This is a genomic window from Sinomonas sp. RB5 (assembly GCF_054063535.1).
Genome location: NZ_JBSSGJ010000017.1, coordinates 39,705 through 59,555, shown reverse-complemented (window position 1 = coordinate 59,555; position 19,851 = coordinate 39,705). Strand labels below are relative to the sequence as shown.

At 72.0% G+C, this 19,851-nt stretch carries 15 protein-coding genes; 7 read left to right on the top strand and 8 right to left on the bottom strand.

What is annotated here, in order from left to right; translation table 11 throughout:
* Positions 1-78: 78 nt before the first annotated feature.
* On the bottom strand, positions 79-903 hold the full coding sequence (locus ACVWWH_RS16945) for a ParA family protein (RefSeq protein WP_066497394.1): 825 nt from the start codon (positions 901-903) through the stop codon (positions 79-81).
* Between the two features lie 221 nt (positions 904-1,124).
* Between ACVWWH_RS16945 and ACVWWH_RS16940 the strand changes: the two genes are divergently transcribed.
* Both ACVWWH_RS16940 and ACVWWH_RS16935 read left to right on the top strand, forming a co-directional pair.
* Positions 1,125-4,526 carry a pyruvate carboxylase gene (locus ACVWWH_RS16940; protein WP_457317343.1) on the top strand — a complete coding sequence of 1,134 codons (3,402 nt, stop codon included), beginning with the start codon at positions 1,125-1,127 and terminating at the stop codon, positions 4,524-4,526.
* A gap of 153 nt (positions 4,527-4,679) precedes the next feature.
* Positions 4,680-6,029 carry a nucleotide-binding protein gene (locus ACVWWH_RS16935; RefSeq protein WP_457317342.1) on the top strand — a complete coding sequence of 450 codons (1,350 nt, stop codon included), beginning with the start codon at positions 4,680-4,682 and terminating at the stop codon, positions 6,027-6,029.
* An 81-nt stretch (positions 6,030-6,110) separates the two neighbouring features.
* On the opposite strand, the gene ACVWWH_RS16930 is transcribed toward ACVWWH_RS16935, so the two are convergent.
* The gene (locus tag ACVWWH_RS16930; protein ID WP_457317341.1) at positions 6,111-7,931 is read right to left on the bottom strand and encodes an AMP-dependent synthetase/ligase; all 1,821 of its coding nucleotides are present in this window, start codon (positions 7,929-7,931) and stop codon (positions 6,111-6,113) included.
* 140 nt (positions 7,932-8,071) lie between these two features.
* Between ACVWWH_RS16930 and ACVWWH_RS16925 the strand changes: the two genes are divergently transcribed.
* Positions 8,072-9,106: an ROK family glucokinase gene (locus tag ACVWWH_RS16925; protein ID WP_066497402.1), complete on the top strand. Its 1,035-nt coding sequence runs from the start codon at positions 8,072-8,074 to the stop codon at positions 9,104-9,106.
* Positions 9,107-9,116: 10 nt separating this feature from the next.
* Here ACVWWH_RS16925 and ACVWWH_RS16920 read toward each other — a convergent pair whose 3' ends face one another.
* On the bottom strand, positions 9,117-9,680 hold the full coding sequence (locus ACVWWH_RS16920) for a hypothetical protein (protein ID WP_066497403.1): 564 nt from the start codon (positions 9,678-9,680) through the stop codon (positions 9,117-9,119).
* Positions 9,677-10,438, bottom strand: a complete 762-nt coding sequence (locus tag ACVWWH_RS16915; RefSeq protein ID WP_066497404.1) for an alpha/beta hydrolase — start codon at positions 10,436-10,438, stop codon at positions 9,677-9,679. The genes ACVWWH_RS16920 and ACVWWH_RS16915 overlap by 4 nt, the downstream gene beginning before the upstream one ends.
* A gap of 100 nt (positions 10,439-10,538) precedes the next feature.
* Between ACVWWH_RS16915 and ACVWWH_RS16910 the strand changes: the two genes are divergently transcribed.
* Positions 10,539-11,261, top strand: a complete 723-nt coding sequence (locus tag ACVWWH_RS16910) for a lysophospholipid acyltransferase family protein (protein WP_066497405.1) — start codon at positions 10,539-10,541, stop codon at positions 11,259-11,261.
* Between the two features lie 31 nt (positions 11,262-11,292).
* Positions 11,293-12,690, top strand: coding sequence for a class II 3-deoxy-7-phosphoheptulonate synthase (locus ACVWWH_RS16905; RefSeq protein WP_066497406.1), 1,398 nt, complete (start codon positions 11,293-11,295; stop codon positions 12,688-12,690).
* Between the two features lie 51 nt (positions 12,691-12,741).
* Here ACVWWH_RS16905 and pknB read toward each other — a convergent pair whose 3' ends face one another.
* Positions 12,742-14,718, bottom strand: coding sequence for a Stk1 family PASTA domain-containing Ser/Thr kinase (gene pknB / locus ACVWWH_RS16900; RefSeq protein ID WP_457317340.1), 1,977 nt, complete (start codon positions 14,716-14,718; stop codon positions 12,742-12,744).
* 76 nt (positions 14,719-14,794) lie between these two features.
* Positions 14,795-15,952, bottom strand: a complete 1,158-nt coding sequence (locus tag ACVWWH_RS16895) for a LysM peptidoglycan-binding domain-containing protein (RefSeq protein WP_457317339.1) — start codon at positions 15,950-15,952, stop codon at positions 14,795-14,797.
* 222 nt (positions 15,953-16,174) lie between these two features.
* On the opposite strand from ACVWWH_RS16895, the gene ACVWWH_RS16890 reads away from it, so the two are divergent.
* Positions 16,175-16,528 (top strand): Rv2175c family DNA-binding protein, encoded by a 354-nt coding sequence (locus ACVWWH_RS16890; RefSeq protein WP_066497409.1) that lies wholly within the window; start codon positions 16,175-16,177, stop codon positions 16,526-16,528.
* An 82-nt stretch (positions 16,529-16,610) separates the two neighbouring features.
* On the opposite strand, the gene ACVWWH_RS16885 is transcribed toward ACVWWH_RS16890, so the two are convergent.
* Both ACVWWH_RS16885 and ACVWWH_RS16880 read right to left on the bottom strand, forming a co-directional pair.
* Positions 16,611-17,720 carry a polyprenyl synthetase family protein gene (locus tag ACVWWH_RS16885; protein WP_457317338.1) on the bottom strand — a complete coding sequence of 370 codons (1,110 nt, stop codon included), beginning with the start codon at positions 17,718-17,720 and terminating at the stop codon, positions 16,611-16,613.
* A gap of 19 nt (positions 17,721-17,739) precedes the next feature.
* Complete coding sequence (locus tag ACVWWH_RS16880; protein WP_457317337.1) at positions 17,740-18,318, bottom strand: hypothetical protein; 579 nt, start codon at positions 18,316-18,318, stop codon at positions 17,740-17,742.
* An 87-nt stretch (positions 18,319-18,405) separates the two neighbouring features.
* Here ACVWWH_RS16880 and dinB point away from each other — a divergent pair, with 87 nt between their 5' ends.
* Positions 18,406-19,659 (top strand): DNA polymerase IV, encoded by a 1,254-nt coding sequence (dinB, locus tag ACVWWH_RS16875; RefSeq protein WP_457317336.1) that lies wholly within the window; start codon positions 18,406-18,408, stop codon positions 19,657-19,659.
* Positions 19,660-19,851: the final 192 nt, after the last annotated feature.

The following is a 19,851-nucleotide window of genomic DNA, read 5'->3' as shown; positions in this document are numbered from 1 at the left end:
TCCCGACGTCGAGGGGCCGCCACCTACGGGTGGCGGCCCCTCGACGTCTCTGAGCGGGTGTCCCTGCCGCGGGCGGTCCTACCGTGCGACGCGGGGACGGAGCTCGCGCCCCTGCTTGACGACCGAGCCGAGCAGCTCGTCATACAGCGCGGCGGTACCGCGGGCGGCCTCCCCGGGCCAGTGGTGCACCGCATGGGCGGCGCCCTGGATCTGCTGCCAGTTGGCCACCTCGGGAATCTGGGGGTTCAGCAGGAGCGTGCCGAACATCTGCTTCATCTCCTCGAGCCGGTAGCTGTGCTCGGTCGAGGAGGGGCGGACCCGATTGGCGACGATCCCGGCGGGGGCGAGCTTGGGGGCGTACTCCTGCTTGAAGAGCTGGATGGCGCGCAGCGTGCGCTCGGTGCCGGCCACGGAGAACAGGCCGGGCTCGGCGACGAGGAGCACGCGGTTGCTCGCGGCCCAGGCCATGCGCGTGAGGCCGTTGAGCGAGGGCGGGCAGTCGATGAGCACGAGGCCGTAGCCCTCGAGGCCGTGGAGCACCGTGGTCAGCCGGCGGAGGTCCCGGCGCCCCAGGTCCGGCCGGTCGTAGATGCCGCTCAGCGAACCGCCGTAGGCCACGTTGAGCACCCGGTTCTGCTGGCCGTTCAGGGCTGCGGCGCGCCGCACCCACGGGCTCGCCACGACGTTGTCCTCGAGGAAGACCCGCTTGGGGGCCTTGAGTAGCCGCCCCACCTCGAGCTCGCGGTCGGGGTTCACACCGAGCGCGGTCGAGGCGTCAGCATGCGGGTCGAGGTCGACCACGAGGGTGGGGATCCCGGCCGCGAGGGCGGCCGACGCCAGCCCCGTTGTCACCGAGGTCTTCCCGACCCCGCCCTTCAGGCTGCTGATACTGACTACTTGCACGTGAGATCCACTATCTATCCGCTGGCCGACCGTTCCATCCTAAAGGGAAGCGGGCAGCCGCCCCGGCCACGCCACGGCCGGCGACCGCCCGCGCTCGCGCCGCGTCCACGTGGCGGGACGTTACATCCGTGATTCAAGACACAGCACATTGCCCTGCTACTTTGCTGGCATAGACACTAGGCACCACCTAGACAATCCTGCGTTGCGACAACAGGAGTCCCATGTTCTCCAAGATTCTGGTAGCGAACCGCGGTGAAATCGCCATCCGCGCGTTCCGTGCGAGCTACGAGCTCGGTGCCAAGACGGTGGCCGTGTTCCCCCACGAAGACCGCAACTCGATCCACCGGCAGAAGGCAGACGAGGCCTACCTCATCGGCGAGGAGGGCCATCCGGTCCGGGCCTACCTCGATGTGGACGAGATCGTCCGCGTCGCCAAGGAAGCCGGTGCAGATGCCATCTACCCCGGCTACGGCTTCCTCTCCGAGAACCCGGAGCTGGCGCGCGCGGCCGCGGCGGCGGGCATCACCTTCGTGGGCCCTCCGGCCGATGTGCTCGAGCTGGCCGGCCACAAGGTCCACGCCCTCCAGGCTGCACGCAAGGCGGGCATTCCGGTGCTCAAGTCCTCCGCCCCCAGCTCGGACGCCGACGAGCTGATCGCGGCCGCGGACGAGATCGGGTTCCCGATCTTCGTCAAGGCCGTGGCGGGCGGCGGCGGGCGCGGCATGCGCCGCGTGGACACGCGCGAGGCCCTTCCCGAGTCCCTCAGCGCGGCAATGCGCGAGGCGGACGCCGCGTTCGGCGATCCGACCGTGTTCCTCGAGCAGGCCGTCCTGCGCCCGCGCCACATCGAGGTCCAGGTCCTGGCCGACGGCGAGGGCAACGTGGTCCACCTCTTCGAGCGCGACTGCTCCCTGCAGCGCCGGCACCAGAAGGTCATCGAGATCGCGCCTGCCCCGCAGCTCGACGACTCGATCCGCCAGGCCCTCTACGCGGACGCCATCAAGTTCGCCAAGGCCCTCGGCTACGTCAACGCGGGCACCGTCGAGTTCCTCGTCGACACCGTCGGCGAGCGGGCCGGCCAGCACGTGTTCATCGAGATGAACCCGCGCATCCAGGTCGAGCACACCGTCACGGAGGAGGTCACCGACGTCGACCTCGTCCAGGCGCAGCTGCGCATCGCCTCGGGGGAGACGCTCGAGGACCTCGGGCTCACCCAGGACCGCATCCACCTCAAGGGTGCCGCGCTCCAGTGCCGCATCACCACCGAGGACCCGGCCAACGGCTTCCGCCCCGACGTCGGGAAGATCACCGGCTACCGCTCGGCGGGCGGCGCCGGGGTGCGGCTTGACGGCGGCACGATCTACCAGGGCGCAGAGATCAGCCCGCACTTCGACTCGATGCTCGTCAAGCTCACGTGCCGCGGCCGCGACTACGCGACCGCCGTGAAGCGTGCGCGCCGGGCCCTGGCCGAGTTCCGCATCCGCGGGGTCTCCACGAACATCCCGTTCCTGCAGGCCGTGCTCGACGACGAGGACTTCGTGGCCGGCAATGTCGCGACGTCGTTCATCGACGAGCGGCCCGAGCTGCTCAAGGCCCGCTCCTCCGCGGACCGCGGCACGAAGCTGCTCACGTGGCTCGCGGACGTCACGGTCAACAAGCCCAACGGCGAGCTGAAGGTCCACGCGGCCCCGCAGGAGAAGCTGCCGAAGGTCGACCTGGCGGACGCTCCGGCCGGGTCCCGGCAGAAGCTGCTCGAGCTCGGTCCCGAAGGCTTCGCCAAGGCCCTGCGCGAGCAGAACGCGGTGGCGGTCACCGACACGACCTTCCGCGACGCGCACCAGTCGCTCCTCGCAACCCGCGTGCGCACCCGCGACCTCGTCGCGGCCGGCCCCGCGGTCTCGGTGCTCACCCCCGAGCTGCTCTCGGTCGAGGCCTGGGGCGGGGCGACGTACGACGTCGCACTCCGCTTCCTCGGCGAGGACCCGTGGCAGCGCCTGGCCGCCCTGCGCGAGGCGATCCCGAACATCTGCCTCCAGATGCTCCTGCGCGGCCGCAACACCGTGGGCTACACGCCGTACCCCGAGGAGGTGACGGCCGCCTTCGTGAAGGAGGCGGCGGCCACCGGGATCGACATCTTCCGCATCTTCGACGCGCTCAACGACGTGAACCAGATGGCGCCCGCCATCAAGGCCGTCCGTGAGACGGGCACCGCGGTGGCCGAGGTGGTCCTGTGCTACACCGGCGACCTCCTCGACCCGGCCGAGGACCTCTACACGCTCGACTACTACCTCGAGCTCGCGCAGAAGATCGTCGACGCCGGCGCCCACATCCTCGCGATCAAGGACATGGCCGGCCTCCTGCGCCCGGCCGCCGCGGCCAAGCTCGTGCGCGCCCTGCGGGAGCGCTTCGACCTGCCCGTACACCTCCACACCCACGACACCGCGGGCGGCCAGCTCGCGACGCTGCTCGCGGCGGTGGAGGCCGGGGTCGACGCGGTCGACGTCGCCTCGGCGTCCCTGGCCGGCACCACGAGCCAGGTACCGGCCTCCGCCCTCGTGGCCGCGCTCGCGCACACGCCCCGCGACACGGGCATCTCGCTGGAGAAGGTCAGCGCGCTCGAGCCGTACTGGGAGGCTGTGCGCCGCGTGTACGCCCCCTTCGAGTCGGGCCTCCCGGGTCCGACCGGGCGCGTGTACCGCCACGAGATCCCGGGCGGCCAGCTCTCCAACCTGCGCCAGCAGGCCATGGCCCTCGGCCTGGCCGAGCGGTTCGAGGCGATCGAGGACATGTACGCGGCCGCGGACCGCATCCTCGGCCGGCTGGTCAAGGTCACGCCGTCCTCCAAGGTCGTCGGCGACCTCGCCCTCCACCTGGTCGGACTCGGCGCGGATCCCGAGGAGTTCCGCGAGAACCCGCAGAAGTTCGACATCCCGGAGTCGGTCATCGGCTTCCTCAGCGGCGAACTCGGCGACCCGCCCGGCGGCTGGCCCGAGCCGTTCCGCACCAAGGCGCTCCAGGGGCGGACGGTCAAGGTGCGCGAGGAGAAGCTCTCCGCGGAGGACTCAGCGGCGCTGCAGGGCGATTCGGCGACGCGCCGTGCCACGCTCAACCGGCTCCTCTTCCCCGGCCCGACGAAGGACTACCTCGCGAACCGGGAAGCCTACGGCAACCTCTCGGTGCTCGACACGCGTGACTACCTCTACGGCCTCCAGCGCGGCCACGAGCACGTGATCGAGCTCGAGAGGGGCGTGCGGCTGATCGCGCAGCTCGAGGCCATCTCGGAGCCCGACGAGAAGGGCATGCGCACCGTCATCGCGACGCTGAACGGCCAGTCGCGGCCGGTCTCGGTCCGCGACCGGGCCGTGCAGAGCAACGTCAAGCAGGCGGAGAAGGCGGACGCGACCAATCCCGGCCACGTCGCCGCCCCGTTCGCCGGCGCGGTGACCGTCACGGCCAGGGAAGGCGACCTCGTCCAGGCCGGCGACTCCGTCGCGACGATCGAGGCCATGAAGATGGAGGCCGCCATCACCTCGCCGGTAGCCGGCAAGGTGGCCCGCGTGGTGGTCTCCGGAGTCGAGCAGGTCCAGGGCGGAGACCTCCTGCTGGTGGTCGGCGCCGAGTAGCCGCTGCGCGCCCCGCGCGCCCGGCCCCGTGTGCCGCCGCCCCGTCGCTGCCCGCAGGGCCGTGGCGGGGCGGCGGCTAGACTGGGCGCGATCCAGGACGGCGGCGGTCCGTGCCGCCGCCGTCCTCACCCACCCACGAGGCGAACGGGAGCCATGAGCGACAGCACGCCGAAGCCCGCACCGCGGCGCAGTCCATCTCAGGACGAGCCGGATTCCACCCAGGACGCCCCGGCGGCCGAGGACGGCGCGGGGGAGGCCGCCGCCGACTCGCAGGCCCCCAGGCCCGGCGCCGAGAATGCCGCCGCCCGCGGCCCGCTCGGGATCCTCTCCGTGCCGCTCGATCTGGGCTCCGTGCCGCCGGCACCCTCCGCGCCCCCAGCGGGGTGGCTCTCGGGCGGCGCGGCGACGGCCCCGGCGCCCGCGCCCGACGACCCCGCCGCGGTCCCGGGCCAGTCAGCGGCCTCGGCCGAGGTCGGCTACCAGCCCCGCGGATCCGAGCCGCACGGCCAGGACAGTGCGCCGGCCGCCGGCGGCGAGGCCCCGGCGGTGAGCGAGCGCCGCACGCGGGCCGAGGGACCGGAGTCCGCCACCTCCCTGACCTCCGACCGCCTCGTGGCGAAGAGCCCTGCGGCCCCGGTGGGCGGCTGGCGGCGCTGGCTGTACTTCGCGACCTTCGGCTACGTCAACGTCGGGGACTCGGACGCCGTCCGGTCGCAGCGCGCGCTCGAGCACCGCATTGCGGTGCGGCTGGGGGAGAAGACGCGCTACGTGCCCGTCCTGTCCCGCAAGGGCGGCGTCGGCAAGACGACGGTGACGACGCTGCTGGGCATGGCGCTGGCGGACCTGCGCGAGGACCGTGTGATCGCGATGGACGCCAACCCCGACCGGGGCACCCTCTCGGACCGGAACCCCGGGCGCGCCTCCCATACCGCCCGCCAGCTGGTCAAGGACCGCTTCGAGGTGAACTCCTTCGCCCAGCTGTCCAATTACACCGCCCGCGAGGGGTCACGGCTCGACGTCCTCGCCTCGGATGCGGACCCCATGGTCGCCCACGCCTTCAACGACGCGGACTACCGGGCCGTGACGGACATCCTCGGACGCTACTACTCGATTGTCCTCACCGACTCCGGCACAGGGATGGTCCACTCCGTCATGCAGGGGACGCTGGAGAAGGCCGACGCCGTCGTCCTCGTCTCCGGCGGAAGCGTCGACGAGGCGCGGCTCGCCTCCGAGACGCTGTCCTGGCTCGAGGCGCACGGACGTGACGACCTGGTGCGCAAGGCGATCGTGGTGGTCAACGTGTCCGCCGGCAACGGCACGCGGGTGAACGTGGACGAGATCGAGGACCACTTCCGCACGCGTGTGGGCCACGTGGTCCGCATTCCGCACGACCGGCATCTGGCCGAGGGCTCCCAGATCGAGTTCGCCAAGCTCGGCGCCGCGACGCGCGAGGCGGCGATCGAGCTCGCGGGCCTCGTCGTGGACCAGCTCACCGGCGACTGATCACAGCTCACCGGCGACTGATCACAGCGCGGCGGCCCCGGCCCTGGCCGGGACCGCCGTCCCCGGTGGCGGGTGCCGTCCTCAGACGACGCTCGGCTTGGGCGCCGAGTAGATGTCCTCGACGTAGCTGCCGAAATCGGCCAGCACCTGGGCCCGCTTGACCTTGAGCGAGGGCGTGAGGTGGCCGGAGGACTCGGTGAAGTCCGTCGGCACCACCCGGAAGGACTTGATGGCCTCTGCCTTCGACACGCTCGCGTTGGCGCGGTCGACGATCGACTGCACGTGAGCGAGGACCCCGGGGTGGGACGCGGCATCCTCGAGGGAGAGCCCGGCGGGAAGCCCCTGCCGCTCGAGCCAGCCCGGGAGGGCCTCCTCGTCGAGGGTCACGAGCGCGCCGATGAAGGGGCGGTTCTCGCCCACCACGACGACCTGCGACACGAGGGCGTCCGCGCGGATCTGGTCCTCGAGGTGGGCCGGCGCCACGTTCTTGCCGCCGGCCGTGACGATGATGTCCTTCTTGCGCCCGGTGATGCGCAGGTAGCCGTCGGCGTCGAGCTCGCCGATGTCCCCGGTGTGGAACCACCCGTCCGTGAACGTCTCGGTCTGCAGCTCGGGAAGCCGGTAGTAGCCGCGCATGACGCTGACGCCCTTGGCCAGGATCTCGCCGTCGTCCGCGATCCGGACCGCATTGCCGGGGATCGGGGCCCCGACCGTGCCGATCTTGACCAGCGAGGGCGTGTTGACGCAGATCGGCGCCGTGGTCTCGGTCAGGCCGTAGCCCTCGAGGACGCGGAGCCCGATGCCGTGGAAGAAGTGGCCGAGCCGCTCGCCGAGCGGTCCGCCGCCCGAGACTGCGTACTTCACGTGGCCGCCCATGGCCGCGCGCAGCTTCCGGTAGACGAGCGCGTCGTAGAGCGCGTGCTGCAGCCGCAGGCCGAGGGAGGGGCTCCCGCCGTCGGCGTGGGACTTCGACCAGGCGATCGCGGTGTCCGCGGCGCGGTGGAAGATCTTGCCCTTGCCGCCGTCCTCGGCCTTGGTCAGCGCAGAGTTGTAGACCTTCTCGAACACGCGCGGGACCACGAGGATGAAGTTCGGCTCGAAGCCCTGCAGGTCGGCCAGGAGGTTCTTGATGTCCGGGGTGTGGGCCACCTGGCACCCGGCGGCGACGGCGAGGACGGAGATGAAGCGGGCGAACACGTGGGCGAGCGGGAGGAACATGATCGTCTTCGCCCCAGGCACCACGACCTCTCCGAGTGCGGCCGCGGCGTTCTCGGACAGCGCGACGAAGTTCCCGTGGGTCAGCTCGCAGCCCTTCGGCCGGCCGAGCGTGCCGGAGGTGTAGATGATGGTGGCCAGCGACTCGAGGGTCGCGGCGGAGCGGCGCGCCTCGAGCTCTTCGTCGGAGACCTGCTCCCCGGCCGCGGCGAGCGCGCCGAGCCCGGCGGGGGAGAGCTGCCAGACGTGGCGCATGGCGGTGAGGTCGTCGGAGTCGATGGCCGCGCGGATGGCGTCCTCATGGTGGGCGGTCTCGCCGAAGGCGGCAACGGCGCCCGAGTTGCCGAGGTTCCACGCGATCTGGTTCGGAGAGGAGGTCTCGTAGATCGGCACCGACACCGCGCCGGCGAACCAGATGGCGAAGTCGACGAGGCTCCACTCGTAGCAGGTGCGTGCCATGATGGCCACGCGATCGCCGGGCGCGACGCCCTCCGCGATCAGGCCCTTCGCGATCCGCTCCACCTCGGCGCGGAACTCCTTGGCGGTCACGTCCTCCCACGCGCCCGAGGCCCCCCGCCGGGCGAAGAGGGCCGGGTTCGAGGGCTTCTCGGCCTGCTCGACCACGAAGTCGGCAATGTTCTTGGCAACGGGAGTGGGGACGAGGGGCGGAACGGTCTTTTCGCGCACGATATCTCCTTCGGTACCTCCCGGTGCGCGGGAGAGGGCTTAACCATATCCAAGGCCCCTGCACGGGATGTGCCTTGGATCACGGCACGATGCTACTGGTGAGTAACAATAGCGGCCCGGGGTCCCGGGCCGCCAGTAGAATGGCCAGCGTGCGCAGACCCCGCTTGGCTCCGACCTTCCGGCCCCGCGATCCGCGGCTGAGGAGGAGGGGCCTCGCGATCGGCATCGACATCGGCGGCACGAAGGTCGCCGCAGGCGTGGTCGACGCCGACGGGCACGTCCTCCAGCGGGCCCGGCGGGCGACCCCCGGCACGCGGCCCCGCGAAGTCGAGCGCGTCATCGCCGAGCTCGTCGACGAGCTCAGCGTCGAGCACCGCATCGCCTCCGTGGGGATCGGCGCCGCAGGCTGGATGGACCTCGACGGCGGGACCGTCCTCTTCAGCCCGCACCTCGCCTGGCGCAACGAGCCGCTCCGCGCCAACCTCGAATCGCTCCTGCGCCGCCGCGTGCACCTCGCCAACGACGCCGACGCCGCGGCGTGGGCCGAGTGGCGCTTCGGGGCCGGGCGCCAGGAGAGCCGGCTCGTGTGCATCACGCTCGGCACCGGGATCGGCGGCGCGATGGTGGTCTCCGGCCACCTCGAACGCGGCCGCTACGGAGTCGCGGGAGAGTTCGGCCACCAGATCATCATGCCCGGCGGCCACCGCTGCGAATGCGGCAACCGCGGCTGCTGGGAGCAGTACGCCTCGGGCAACGCCCTCGGACGCGAGGCGCGCGAGCTCGCCCGCGCCAATTCCCCGGTGGCACAGGAGCTCCTCCGCGCTGTCGACGGCGATCCCGAGCAGATCACCGGCGCGATCGTCACCGAGCTGGCCCGGGCCGGGGACGCGGCCTCGCGCGAGCTCATCGAGGACGTCGGCGAGTGGCTCGGGCTCGGGCTCGCGAACCTCGCCGCGGCGCTGGACCCTGGGACCTTCGTGATCGGGGGAGGTCTCTGCGACGCGGGGGAGCTGCTGCTGGCCCCGGCCCGCAGGGCGTTCGCCCGCAACCTGACCGGCCGCGGCTTCCGCCCGCCGGCCCGGATCGTGCGCGCGGCCCTCGGCCCCGAGGCGGGCCTCATCGGTGCCGCCGACCTCTCCCGCGTCCACCTGCGCTCCCACGGCGCGGTGCGCTGAGTCGCGCAGCTCAGATCCGGGCGCCGTCGTCCCCGTCGTCGTCCTTGCTGCGCGGCAGGCGCATGATGAGCGTGCCGACCCCTGCCACGAAGGCCGCGACGAGCAGGACGATCACGTAGCCGGGCACGGTGCGCCACACGAGCGCGCACAGCAGGAGGGCCACCGGGCCGCCGAGCGCGCTGCACCAGGCGAGCACCGCCACCGGGTCGGCGCCTGCCAGGACGGGGGCCGGCTCGTCGGGGACGAAGTCGCCCGGCAGCCCCTCCGGCTCCTCGCCGACCGGTCCGCGGCTGCGCGGAGCGGCGACCCCGAGGGGGTCGTACCGGGCGAAGCCGGCGGGGCCGGCGTCGTCCCCGGGGGAAGACGGGTCCTTTTCCCGGCCCTCCGGGTGGTCTGCCGCGGGCGCCGGCGGGAGCGGACCCGGGGCCGAGGACCGCTCCGCGGCGGAGAGCTCGGTCGGAGCGGGCCCAGCGTCGCGGTCGTCCACGGAGCCGCCCAGGCGCGCCACGAGGTCGCGCCAGACGTCGTCGTCCGCCGCAGGGTCGTGGCGGTCGGGGTCGGGACGCCCGTTCACGCCGCACCCCCAGCGTCGATGCGGCGGCAGGCGGCGGCCGACGGCGCGGCGTCGACCGCCTCCTTGATGAAGGCGACCGAGCCCCGGAAGATCGTCTCGGCGTCGTGGTCCAGAGTGGCCACATGGTAGCTGTTGGCGAGCCGGACGATGCGGATGTCCGTCCCGCCGTAGCGGGCGGCGATCGCGCCGACGCTGCGCTCGCTCGTGACGACCCTGTCGACCGTCGAGCGGAAGACCTGCAGCGGGGCGGTGGCGCGCGGCAGGGACGCGACGGTGTCCCGGAACAGGAGCTTGAGCTGGTGCGCGGCGGCCACGGGCACCGACTCGTAGGCGCCCTCGTCCTGGCCCGCGAGCTTGATGTCGTTGCGGATGCCCGGAACCGTCCGCATCACGTGCCGCAGCACGCCGGAGAGGTGCGAGCGCGGATCGTCGATCACGAGGCCGGGGTTGACCACGCTGACGGCGGCCACAGGGCGGTGCGCGGCAAGGCGCAGCGCCAGGGCCCCGCCCATCGACAGCCCCGCAGCGACGACGGCCGTGCATTCCTCGGCGAGCTCGACGTAGGCCGCCTCATAGGCGTCGTACCACTCGTGCCACGACCTGCGGGCGAGGTCCTCGATCGAAGTCCCGTGGCCGGGGAGGAGGGGCGTGGCCACGCGGAACCCGGCGCCGCGGAGCGCATCCGCCCACGGCGCGATCCCGCCGAGCCCGCCCGTGAAGCCGTGGCTCAGGGCGACACCGACGGTGGAAGGGTCCATGGCAAGAATTATGCACCGTGCAGCGGCCTGTTGCGCCGAGTCCGCAGAGCGGGACACTACAGTGAAGCCTGGAACGCGCTCGAACGGCGGAAGGACCTGCGTGGTCTACTGGATCCTCAAGCAGATCTTCATCGGCCCCCTCGTCAAACTGCTGTACCGGCCGTGGACCAAGGGGCTCGCGAATGTTCCGGCCCGCGGGGCGGCCATCCTCGCCTCGAACCACCTCTCGTTCTCCGACTCGATCTTCCTGCCCCTCATGGTCCGGCGGCCGGTGGTGTTCCTCGCGAAGCAGGAGTACTTCACGGGCCGGGGGCTCAAGGGCTGGCTGACCGCGGCCTTCTTCCGCTACACGAACCAGCTGCCGATGGACCGGTCCGGCGGGGAGGCATCCGCAGCCTCCCTCGAGGCCGGCGCGCAGATCCTCGCGAACGGCGGCCTGCTGGGCATCTACCCGGAGGGGACGCGCAGTCCCGACGGGCGCCTGTACCGGGGCAAGGTCGGCGTGGCCCGGCTCGCCCTGCTGAAGCAGGTGCCGGTGCTCCCGGTCGCGATGATCGGCACGGAGAAGGTCCAGCCGATCGGCCAGCGGATCCCCTCGATCCGCCGGGTCGGCATCATCATCGGCCAGCCGATGGACTTCTCCGAGTTCTACGGCAGGGCCGAGGACCGGGCCGTCCAGCGGGAGGTGACCACGCGGATCATGCGCCAGATCCAGCAGCTGTCCGCCCAGGAGTACGTCGACGCATATGCCGCGGACGTCAAGGCCAGGCTGGCGCAGGAGGCGGCGCAGAAGCGGACGGGAGAGCCGCCGGCCGACGCATAAGCACGGCGCCGTGCCGGTGGCTTAGCCTTGGATCGTGACTGATCTCTCCGTATCGCCCGCGGCCCGATTCACGAGCACTGCCCAGAGCGGTGCCGCCGACTACCCGGGCCTCGACAACTGGCGCTCCCTGCCGATCTCGCAGCAGCCTTCCTGGTCGGACCCGGACGTCTTCCGCGCGGCGATCGCGGAGCTGTCCATCCTCCCGCCGCTCGTCTTCGCCGGCGAGGTGGACGTCCTGCGCGAGCGGCTCGCCGCCGCGGCCCGCGGGGAGGCCTTCCTCCTCCAGGGCGGCGACTGCGCCGAGACCTTCGGGGCGGCGACCGCGGACCGGATCAGCGCCCGCGTGAAGACCATCCTGCAGATGGCGGTAGTGCTGACCTACGGGGCCCAGCTGCCCGTGATCAAGATGGGCCGCATGGCCGGCCAGTTCGCCAAGCCCCGTTCCTCCGACACGGAGACGCGGGACGGCGTCACCCTCCCGGCCTACCGCGGCGACATCGTCAACGGCTATGACTTCACGCCCGAGTCTCGCGCGCACGACGCCGCGCGGATGCTCCGCGCCTACCACACGTCGGCGTCGACCCTGAACCTCATCCGCGCCTTCACCCAGGGCGGCTTCGCAGACCTGCGCCTCGTGCACACGTGGAACAAGGGGTTCACGGAGAATCCGGCCCACGCCCGCTACGAGTCGCTCGCCCGCGAGATCGACCGCGCCATCAAGTTCATGGACTCGTGCGGGGCCGACTTCGAGGCGCTCAAGCGCGTCGAGTTCTTCGCGAGCCATGAGGCACTGCTGCTCGACTACGAGCGGGCGCTGACGCGCATCGACTCGCGCACGGGCCTGCCGTACGACACCTCCGCGCACTTCCTGTGGATCGGTGAGCGGACCCGCGAGCTCGACCACGCCCACGTGGACTACCTCTCCCGCGTGCGGAACCCGATCGGCGTCAAGCTCGGTCCGTCGACGACGGGCGACGACGCCCTGCGGCTCATCGACAGGCTCGACCCCGAGCGCGAGCCCGGCCGGCTGACGTTCATCACCAGGATGGGGGCGCAGAACATCCGCGAGAAGCTGCCCCCCGTGGTCGAGAAGGTCACCGCGTCCGGCGCCCAGGTCCTGTGGGTCACCGATCCGATGCACGGGAACACCGTCACGAGCCGCAACGGCTACAAGACCCGCCGCTTCGACGACGTCGTGGACGAGGTGCGCGGCTTCTTCGAGGTGCACAGGGCGCTGGGGACCGTTCCGGGCGGCCTGCACATGGAGATGACGGGCGACGACGTCGCCGAGTGCCTGGGCGGCTCCGACCCGATCGACGAGGCGGCGTTCGAAGACCGGTACGAGTCGGTGTGCGACCCGAGGCTGAACCACATGCAGTCCCTCGAGATGGCCTTCCTCGTGGCCGGATCGCTCTCGAAGCGCCACTGATCGGGAGGCCGGGAGCGGGTGGCCCTCACGGTCGTGTGAGGGCCACGGCCCTCACACGACCGTGAGGGTCACGACGCTGCCCTCGGGCACGTCCTTGTCCACCGGGTCCTGGGCGCGGACGGTGCCGAAGAACCCGCCGAGGATGTTCTCGACGCGCACGTCGAACCCGAGCCGTTTGAGCTCGTCCGTGGCCTGGCCGACCTGCTTGCCCACGAAGCTGGGCACGTGCACCATCTTGGGCCCCTTGGACATCGTCAGGGTGACCGCGCCGCCCTTGGTCAGCGTGGCGCCGGGAGCCGGGTCCTGGGCCGCGACGGCGCCCTTCGGAACGGTCCTGTCGTTGACCTCGTCGGAGGAGACCTGGGGATCGAGCCCGGCGGCGCGCAGCGCCGCGAGCGCCTGGGACTGCGGCATGCCCACCACGCGGGGCACCGGGATCGGCTGGGGACCCTTGGACACGGTCAGCGCCACGGTGGAGCCATGGCGCAGGGACGTACCAGGTCCCGGGTCCTGGGCGAGGATGATCCCCGCCGGCACGGCGTCGTCGTAGGCCTCCTTGACGGCACCGACGGTGTCCTTCGCCGCCGTGATGGCGGCCTTCGCGTCGTCGAGGGACTTGCCCCGCAGGTCCTCGAGCGGGAAGAGCTGCGGGCCCTTCGACACGAGGACGCTCACGCCCTGGAACTTCCGGATCTGGGTCCCGGGGGCCGGGGTGCTGTTGACGATCAGCCCGGCCGTGACGGCGTCGTCGAATACGTCCTGGGTGGAGAAGGAGAGCCCCGCCTGGTCGAAGAGCGGCCGAGCCTGGTCGACCGTGAGGTCCTTGACCGGGGGGACGGTCGCGGCGGCGCCGGGGCCCACGCCGAAGAACCATCCGGCCAGCGCGGCCACGAGCGCGAGGACGACGATGACCGCGGCCCAGACCGCTCCGCGGCGGCGCGACCGTCCGGGTCCCAGAGTGCGCGTCGGGGTCGCGGCCGCGGCTGCTGACCGGCGTGCGGCCTCGCGGTCGCGCCGGCGCTGCTCGCGCGCCGTGGGGGCCGTTCCCGCCGGGATGACGCTCGTGTGCTGGGGGTGGGGGGCAGCGGCGATCACCTCCGTGCGCCCGGAAGGGAGCATCTCGGTGTGCCCGCGCTGGGGGTAGGGGATGTGCTGGGTCTGCGCCGAGTGCAGGTCGAGCTGGGCGTCGCTCAGGTGGGTGCGGATGTGCCGGATCTCGCCGAGGAGGGCCTCGGCATCGACAGGCCGGTCCTCGGGTTCCCGCGCGCAGGCCCACTGGACGAGCTCGTCGAGCTCGGGGGAGAGGCCGGGGACGAGGTCGGACGGCGGAGGGACGTCGCGGGTCGCGTGCTGCATGGCGACCTGCACGGGCAGGTCCCCCCGGTACGGCTGGTGTCCGGTGAGGAGCTCGTAGAGCATGATCCCGACCGAGTAGAGGTCGCTGCGCTCGTCGCCACCGCTGCGCTGGACGAGCTCGGGGGCGATGTACGCAACGGTGCCCATGGTGACGCCGCTGGTCGTCGAGGTGGTGACTGCCCTCGCAAGGCCGAAGTCTGCGACCTTGATCTGCCCCGAGTCCCCGAGGAGCACGTTCTCGGGCTTGATGTCGCGGTGGACGAGGCCGGCGGCGTGGGCGGCCGCGAGCCCGTCGACCACGGCGTCGATCAGCGCGAGGGCCTGGCGCGGCGCCAGCGGGCCGTGCTCGTCGAGCAGCTCGCGGAGGTTGCGGCCGGGCACGTACTCCATCACGAGGTAGAAGACATCCCCGTCGTGGCCGCGGTCGAGGACCGAGACGACGTGGGGGTGCGACAGCCGGGCCGCGGCCTTGGCCTCCTGCTCGAGGCGCTCGGCGAAGGAGGGGTCCTGGCTCAGATGCGGGTGGAGGACCTTGAGGGCGACGTCCCGGTCGAGGTTCGTGTCCGTTGCCAGGTAGACCGTGGCCATGCCCCCCATGGCGAGGCGCGCGGCAACGCGGTAGCGGCCGCCCACGAGCGATCCGACGAGCCCGTCGCTCAGCTTTCCGTTCACCCCACGATCCTATGCGCTCGCCCGCGGCAGGCGCCCGAGCCACCCCGTGCCGGAAGGGGCCACGGGGCGCCCGCGGTCAGCTGAACGTCTTCTGGTGCGCCTTGATGGCGGCCACGTACTGCTTGGTGTCCTTGTACATGCCGTGCTTCGCCACGGAGTACTGGCCCTGGTAGTAGCCGGCGATCGCGGTGTCCTCGTCCTTGCTCGTCCGCACGAGGGCGCGGATGATGGCGATCCCGGCCGTGGCGTTGTCATGGGGGTCCATGAGGTTGAGCTTGCGGCCGACGAGATCCGAGGCCCACTCTCCGGAGGTGGGCACGAGCTGCATCGTCCCGATGGCGTTGGCGGGGGAGACGGCGCGCTGGCTGAATCCCGACTCCTGGTAGGCGATGGCCAGGGCCAGCGCCGGGTCGACGCCCATCCGCCGCGCGGTGTCGGCGACGATCTGCTTCATCTCCGCCCGGCTCGGCACCGGCGCGGCATTGAGGAGGCGCTTGTTCTCGTTGGCGGAGGCGACGACGGCATCGGGGTACTTGAAGCCGAAGAAGGTGTCGCCCACGAGCGGCTTGGGTGCGCCGGACGAGGCCTGCGTGATGGCGGCGGCCGGCTCTGCCTTGGCGGCCGGAAGCTTGAGCGTCCGCCCCGCGTAGATGATGCTCGTGAGGCTGAGTCCGTTGGCGCTCAGCAGGCTCCCGAGCGGCACCTTCAGACGAGCACTGATGCCGTAGAGGGTGTCGCCCGGGCGGATGGTGTAGGTGCCGGAGCTGGCCGGCTGGGCCGACGTGTCGCCAGCGGAGGACCGTGCGGCGTCGTGCGGGGCCGCCTCGCCGGTGAGCCTGAGCTGCTGGCCCGGGTAGATGATGGTGGTCGGCGTGAGGTGGTTCAGGGCCAGGACGTCCGCGACCTCCAGCCCGAACCGTCCGGCGATCGCCGTCACCGTGTCCCCGGCACGCACCGTATACTTCTGCGGCGGCGCTGCCTTCGCAGGTGCGAGCCTGCTGGGAACCATCGCCGGCACCTCCGCGGCGGGCACGACGGCGGCCCGCGCGGCGGCGCTCGGGGCGCCGCCTGCGAGGGCGCCGGACTGGGCGACGGACGCGGCGGCCGCTGCCGATGCGGGCGCAGCGAGCGCGAGCGAGGACAGGGCCACGGCGGGGAGGACCGCCGTCGTCGCCGCGACGAGGGGAAGGCTGGGCTTGGCTGCAGCGCTTCCGCTGGTTCCGGACGTGCTCATCGGTCGACCTCCTTGAGCCGGGGTGGTGTCACTCGTGTGATGACGGCTGTAAATTCGGTGATGTTACGTGAGTGATTTATTTGACTGCTGTTACTTAAGTGACCGATGTGAATCTCTCATGATTCGGCGGAAGGTACAAGGCAGCGGGTGGACCGGCTGGCTCCCGCGCCCGGCGCCGGCACCGACTAGGTGGAGCGGCCCGGGGCGTGGCACGCTGGTGCCGTGAGTGATATCGAGAACCTGGTGTCTGAATGGCTGCCCCTCCCGGACGTCGCGGAGCGGCTCGGGCTGCCGGTCACCAAGGTGCATGGCCTGATCGACGAGCGCGCGCTCGTCGCCGCGCGCGTGGGCGAGCGCAAGATCCGCTCCGTCCCAGCGCTGTTCCTCGACGGGGACCACGTGGTGGACAGCCTCAAGGGCACGATCGCCGTCCTGGCGGATGCGGGCTTCAGCGACGAGGAGCTGATCGCCTGGCTCTTCACGCCGGACGAGTCGCTGCGCGGCCGCCCCATCGACGCCCTCCGCGAGGGCCGCAAGACCGAGATCCGGCGCCGCGCGCAGATCCTGGCCTGGTAGCCGCACCCCCCCGCGTCCGGCGATGCGTCAGGCCCCGGGCCCGGTCCGCGCAGGCGGCCGGACCCGGGGCCTGACGCCTTCCTCAGGACGCCCGCTGCACGGCGGCCCTGCCGAGGGCCTCGAGCGCAGTGCGGACCACGGGATCGACGTCGAGCCGCGCGAGCGCCGCGAAGGCCTCGTCGGCCAGCCTCCCGATGAGCCGCTCGGTGGCCTCGAGGGCGCCGGCCGAGGCGATGATGTCGCGCAGTCTGCCGACTTCGTCGAGATCGAGGTCGCCGCGCCCGAGGCCGCGTTCGAGCTCTGCCGCCGCCGCGCCGTCGGCCGTGTCCAGCGCGAGCGCCACGAGCATGGTCCGCTTCCCCTCGCGGAGGTCGTCCCCGGCGGGCTTGCCGGTGGTGCGGGGGTCCCCGAACACCCCGAGCACGTCGTCGCGGAGCTGGAACGCCTCGCCGAGCGGGAGCGAGAATGCGGAGTAGGCCTCCAGCAGGGCCTCGTCCGCTCCGGCGAGCGCCCCCCCGATGCCGAGCGGGTGCTCGGTGGAGTACTTCGCCGACTTGTACCTGATCACCGTGCCCGCCCGGGCCACAGCCTCCGTCCGGGAACGGGACGGACCGGCGACCTCCTCGAGGATGTCGAGGTACTGCCCGGCCATGACCTCGGCCCGCATCGTGTTGAAGATCCGGCGCCCAGGAGTGCCGACCCCGGCCGCCGGCCCGACCGCGGTGAAGGCCTCCTCGCTGAAGGACAGGCACAGGTCGCCCGTGAGGATCGCGGCGGCGTGGCCGAAGCGGGTCGCATCGAGCGCCCACCCCGACCTGGCGTGCAGTGCCGTGAACCGCTCATGCACGCTCGGCGCACCGCGGCGGGTGGCCGAGCGGTCGATGATGTCGTCGTGGATGAGGGCCGCTGACTGGAAGAGCTCGAGGGCGGCGCCCGCGCGCACCGGTTCCTCGGCCAGCGCGGCCCCGCCGGCCCCGCGCCACCCCCAGTAGCCGAGCAGCGCGCGGAGGCGCTTGCCGCCCGAGACGAGGCCTGAGATGGCGTCCATGAGCGCATCGACGTCCGCCGAGACCCCGGCCATCGCCGACCGCTGGCGGTCGAGGAAGGAGCGCAGCTCGGCCTCGAGGGCTTCCCGGTAGCGTGCCTGCTCCTCCTCGACGCCGGCGGCGGCCCCCGCTCGCTGCTCGTTCACTGTGTCCCCTGTCCGCTGACTACTTGAGCGACGACGGCGCCACCGAGACGCCCACGGTCGCGACCGCCTGCTTGTTCGCGGTGACGACGGTGACGGTGGCGGTCTCCGAACCGTTCGAGCGCACGAAGTCCCGCACAAGAGTCCCTGCCGCAGCCATCGATGCCGATGTGCTCGACGACGCGCTGGCGGCAGGCACCTCGGTGAACCCCTCGCCGGTGAGGGTCTTCGTGTAGTAGTCGAGCATCTCGGAGGCCGAGGACGTGCTGCTGCCCGCAACGAGGGACGCGACCGCGGGGGAGGCCGAGGCATCGAAGCTCGTGGCGAGCGCCGTGGCGCCGGGCATGAGGGGAAGCGTCTGGGACGGGAAGCCGGGCGCAATGGCGCTCACGGTGGCGTTCGCCGCAGAAGCCGACGCCGTGGCGCGTCCGCTCACCGTGGAGGACGGCGACGACGAGGCGGTGGCCGCGGAAGAGCTCGCCGGAGCCGGGCTCTGCGCCGCGCTCCCTGTCTGGCCTCCGCAGCCCGCCACTGCGAGTGCGGTGGCCATGAGCACGGTGGCTCCTGCGAGTCGTCGGATCCTGACGGTGATGTTCGCCATGCGCCTGGTGTCTGCCTTTCGTTCTCGCTGCAAGGTCCCGCCCAGTCTAGTGGGCGGTGCGGTGTCCCTCCCGCCTACGATGGACGGGTGGGAACGGACGGTGATGCCCCCGGGGAGGAGACGCTGGGGCAGATGCGGCGCCGCGGCGTCCTGCACGTGGACATGGACGCCTTCTTCGTCGCCGTCGAGCAGCGCGAGCGGCCGGAGCTGCGCGGACGGCGCGTCATCGTCGGTTTCCCCGCCGAGCGCTCCGTGGTCCTGTCCGCCAGCTACGAGGCGCGCGCCTTCGGCGTCAGCAGCGCAATGCCGATGGCCATCGCGCTGCGCCGCTGCCCCGACGCGATCGTGGTCGAGCCCAGGCACCACCTCTACTACGAGGTGTCACGGCAGCTCATGCGGCTCTTCGCCGACTTCACGGATCTCGTCGAACCGCTGAGCGTCGACGAGGCCTTCCTCGACGTTTCCGGCGCGGTGCGGCGCCTCGGCGCGGCGCCCGAGCAGATCGCCGCCCAGATCAAGGCCCGGATCCGCTCGGAACTCGGCATCACCGCGTCGGTCGGGGTCGCCTCGACGAAGTTCGTGGCCAAGATCGCCTCGACCAGGTCCAAGCCGGACGGCCTTCTCGTCATCCGCCCCGAGGATACGGTGCCGTTCCTGCACTCCTTGCCGGTCGGGGCGCTGTGGGGGATCGGGGGCAAGACGCGGGAGGTCCTCGGCCGCCTCGGAATCCACACGGTCGGTGACCTCGCCCAGACTCCCGATTCCACGCTGCGGCGCGCGCTCGGGGCCACCGGCCTGCAGGCCAAGCGCCTGAGCTGGGGGATCGACGAACGGGCCGTGACGCCCACGCGCGAGGAGAAGAGCATCGGCGCGGAGGAGACGTTCGCCGTGGATGTCTCAGACGACGCCGCGCTGCACGCCGAGCTCCTGCGGCTCGCCCACCGCGTCGCGGGGCGCCTGAGGGGCCAGGGGCTCGCCGCAGGCACCGTCGCGCTCAAGCTCCGGTACACCGACTTCTCCACGCTCGCGCGCTCCCACACCCTCACGGTGCCGACCGACAGCGCCCAGCACCTCTACAGCGCGGGGCGCCAGCTCCTCGCGGCCCTCGGCCCGCGCCCCCAGGCGGTCCGGCTCCTCGGGCTGCGGGGAGAACGGCTCTCGCGGTCGGCGGGGGCGCCCCGCCAGCTCAGTCTCGACCGGACGGAGGACAACTGGCGGACCGCCGAGGAAGCCCTCGACCGGGTGTCGGAGCGATTCGGCTCCGGCACGGTCCAGCCGGCGCGCCTCCTCGGGGAGCCTCGTCCCGGCCTCCAGCGGGACGGCCGGACCCCGCGGGAGTGAACGGTGCCTGCGACGCTCCGGGCGTCCCTTTTGGAACCTACCCGGACGTCATATCCTTAAAGGACCTCGAAATATTGGGTGCACTGAGTCGGCTGGGAAGTCCATCTGGGGTCGGGCCGCAGCGGCTCGTCGGTCAGGGGAACCCGCGGCTGGTTCAATGCGTTGGTGCAGATGATGGAGGCCGTCCATCAT

Excerpts from the sequence above, each read along its gene's own strand:
- ACVWWH_RS16940 (WP_457317343.1), top strand. The coding sequence starts at position 1,125 with ATGTTCTCCAAGATTCTGGTAGCGAACCGCGGTGAAATCGCCATCCGC.
- ACVWWH_RS16935 (WP_457317342.1), top strand. The coding sequence starts at position 4,680 with ATGAGCGACAGCACGCCGAAGCCCGCACCGCGGCGCAGTCCATCTCAG.
- ACVWWH_RS16925 (WP_066497402.1), top strand. The coding sequence starts at position 8,072 with ATGGCCAGCGTGCGCAGACCCCGCTTGGCTCCGACCTTCCGGCCCCGC.
- ACVWWH_RS16915 (WP_066497404.1), bottom strand. The coding sequence starts at position 10,438 with ATGGACCCTTCCACCGTCGGTGTCGCCCTGAGCCACGGCTTCACGGGC.
- ACVWWH_RS16895 (WP_457317339.1), bottom strand. The coding sequence starts at position 15,952 with ATGAGCACGTCCGGAACCAGCGGAAGCGCTGCAGCCAAGCCCAGCCTT.
- ACVWWH_RS16880 (WP_457317337.1), bottom strand. The coding sequence starts at position 18,318 with ATGGCGAACATCACCGTCAGGATCCGACGACTCGCAGGAGCCACCGTG.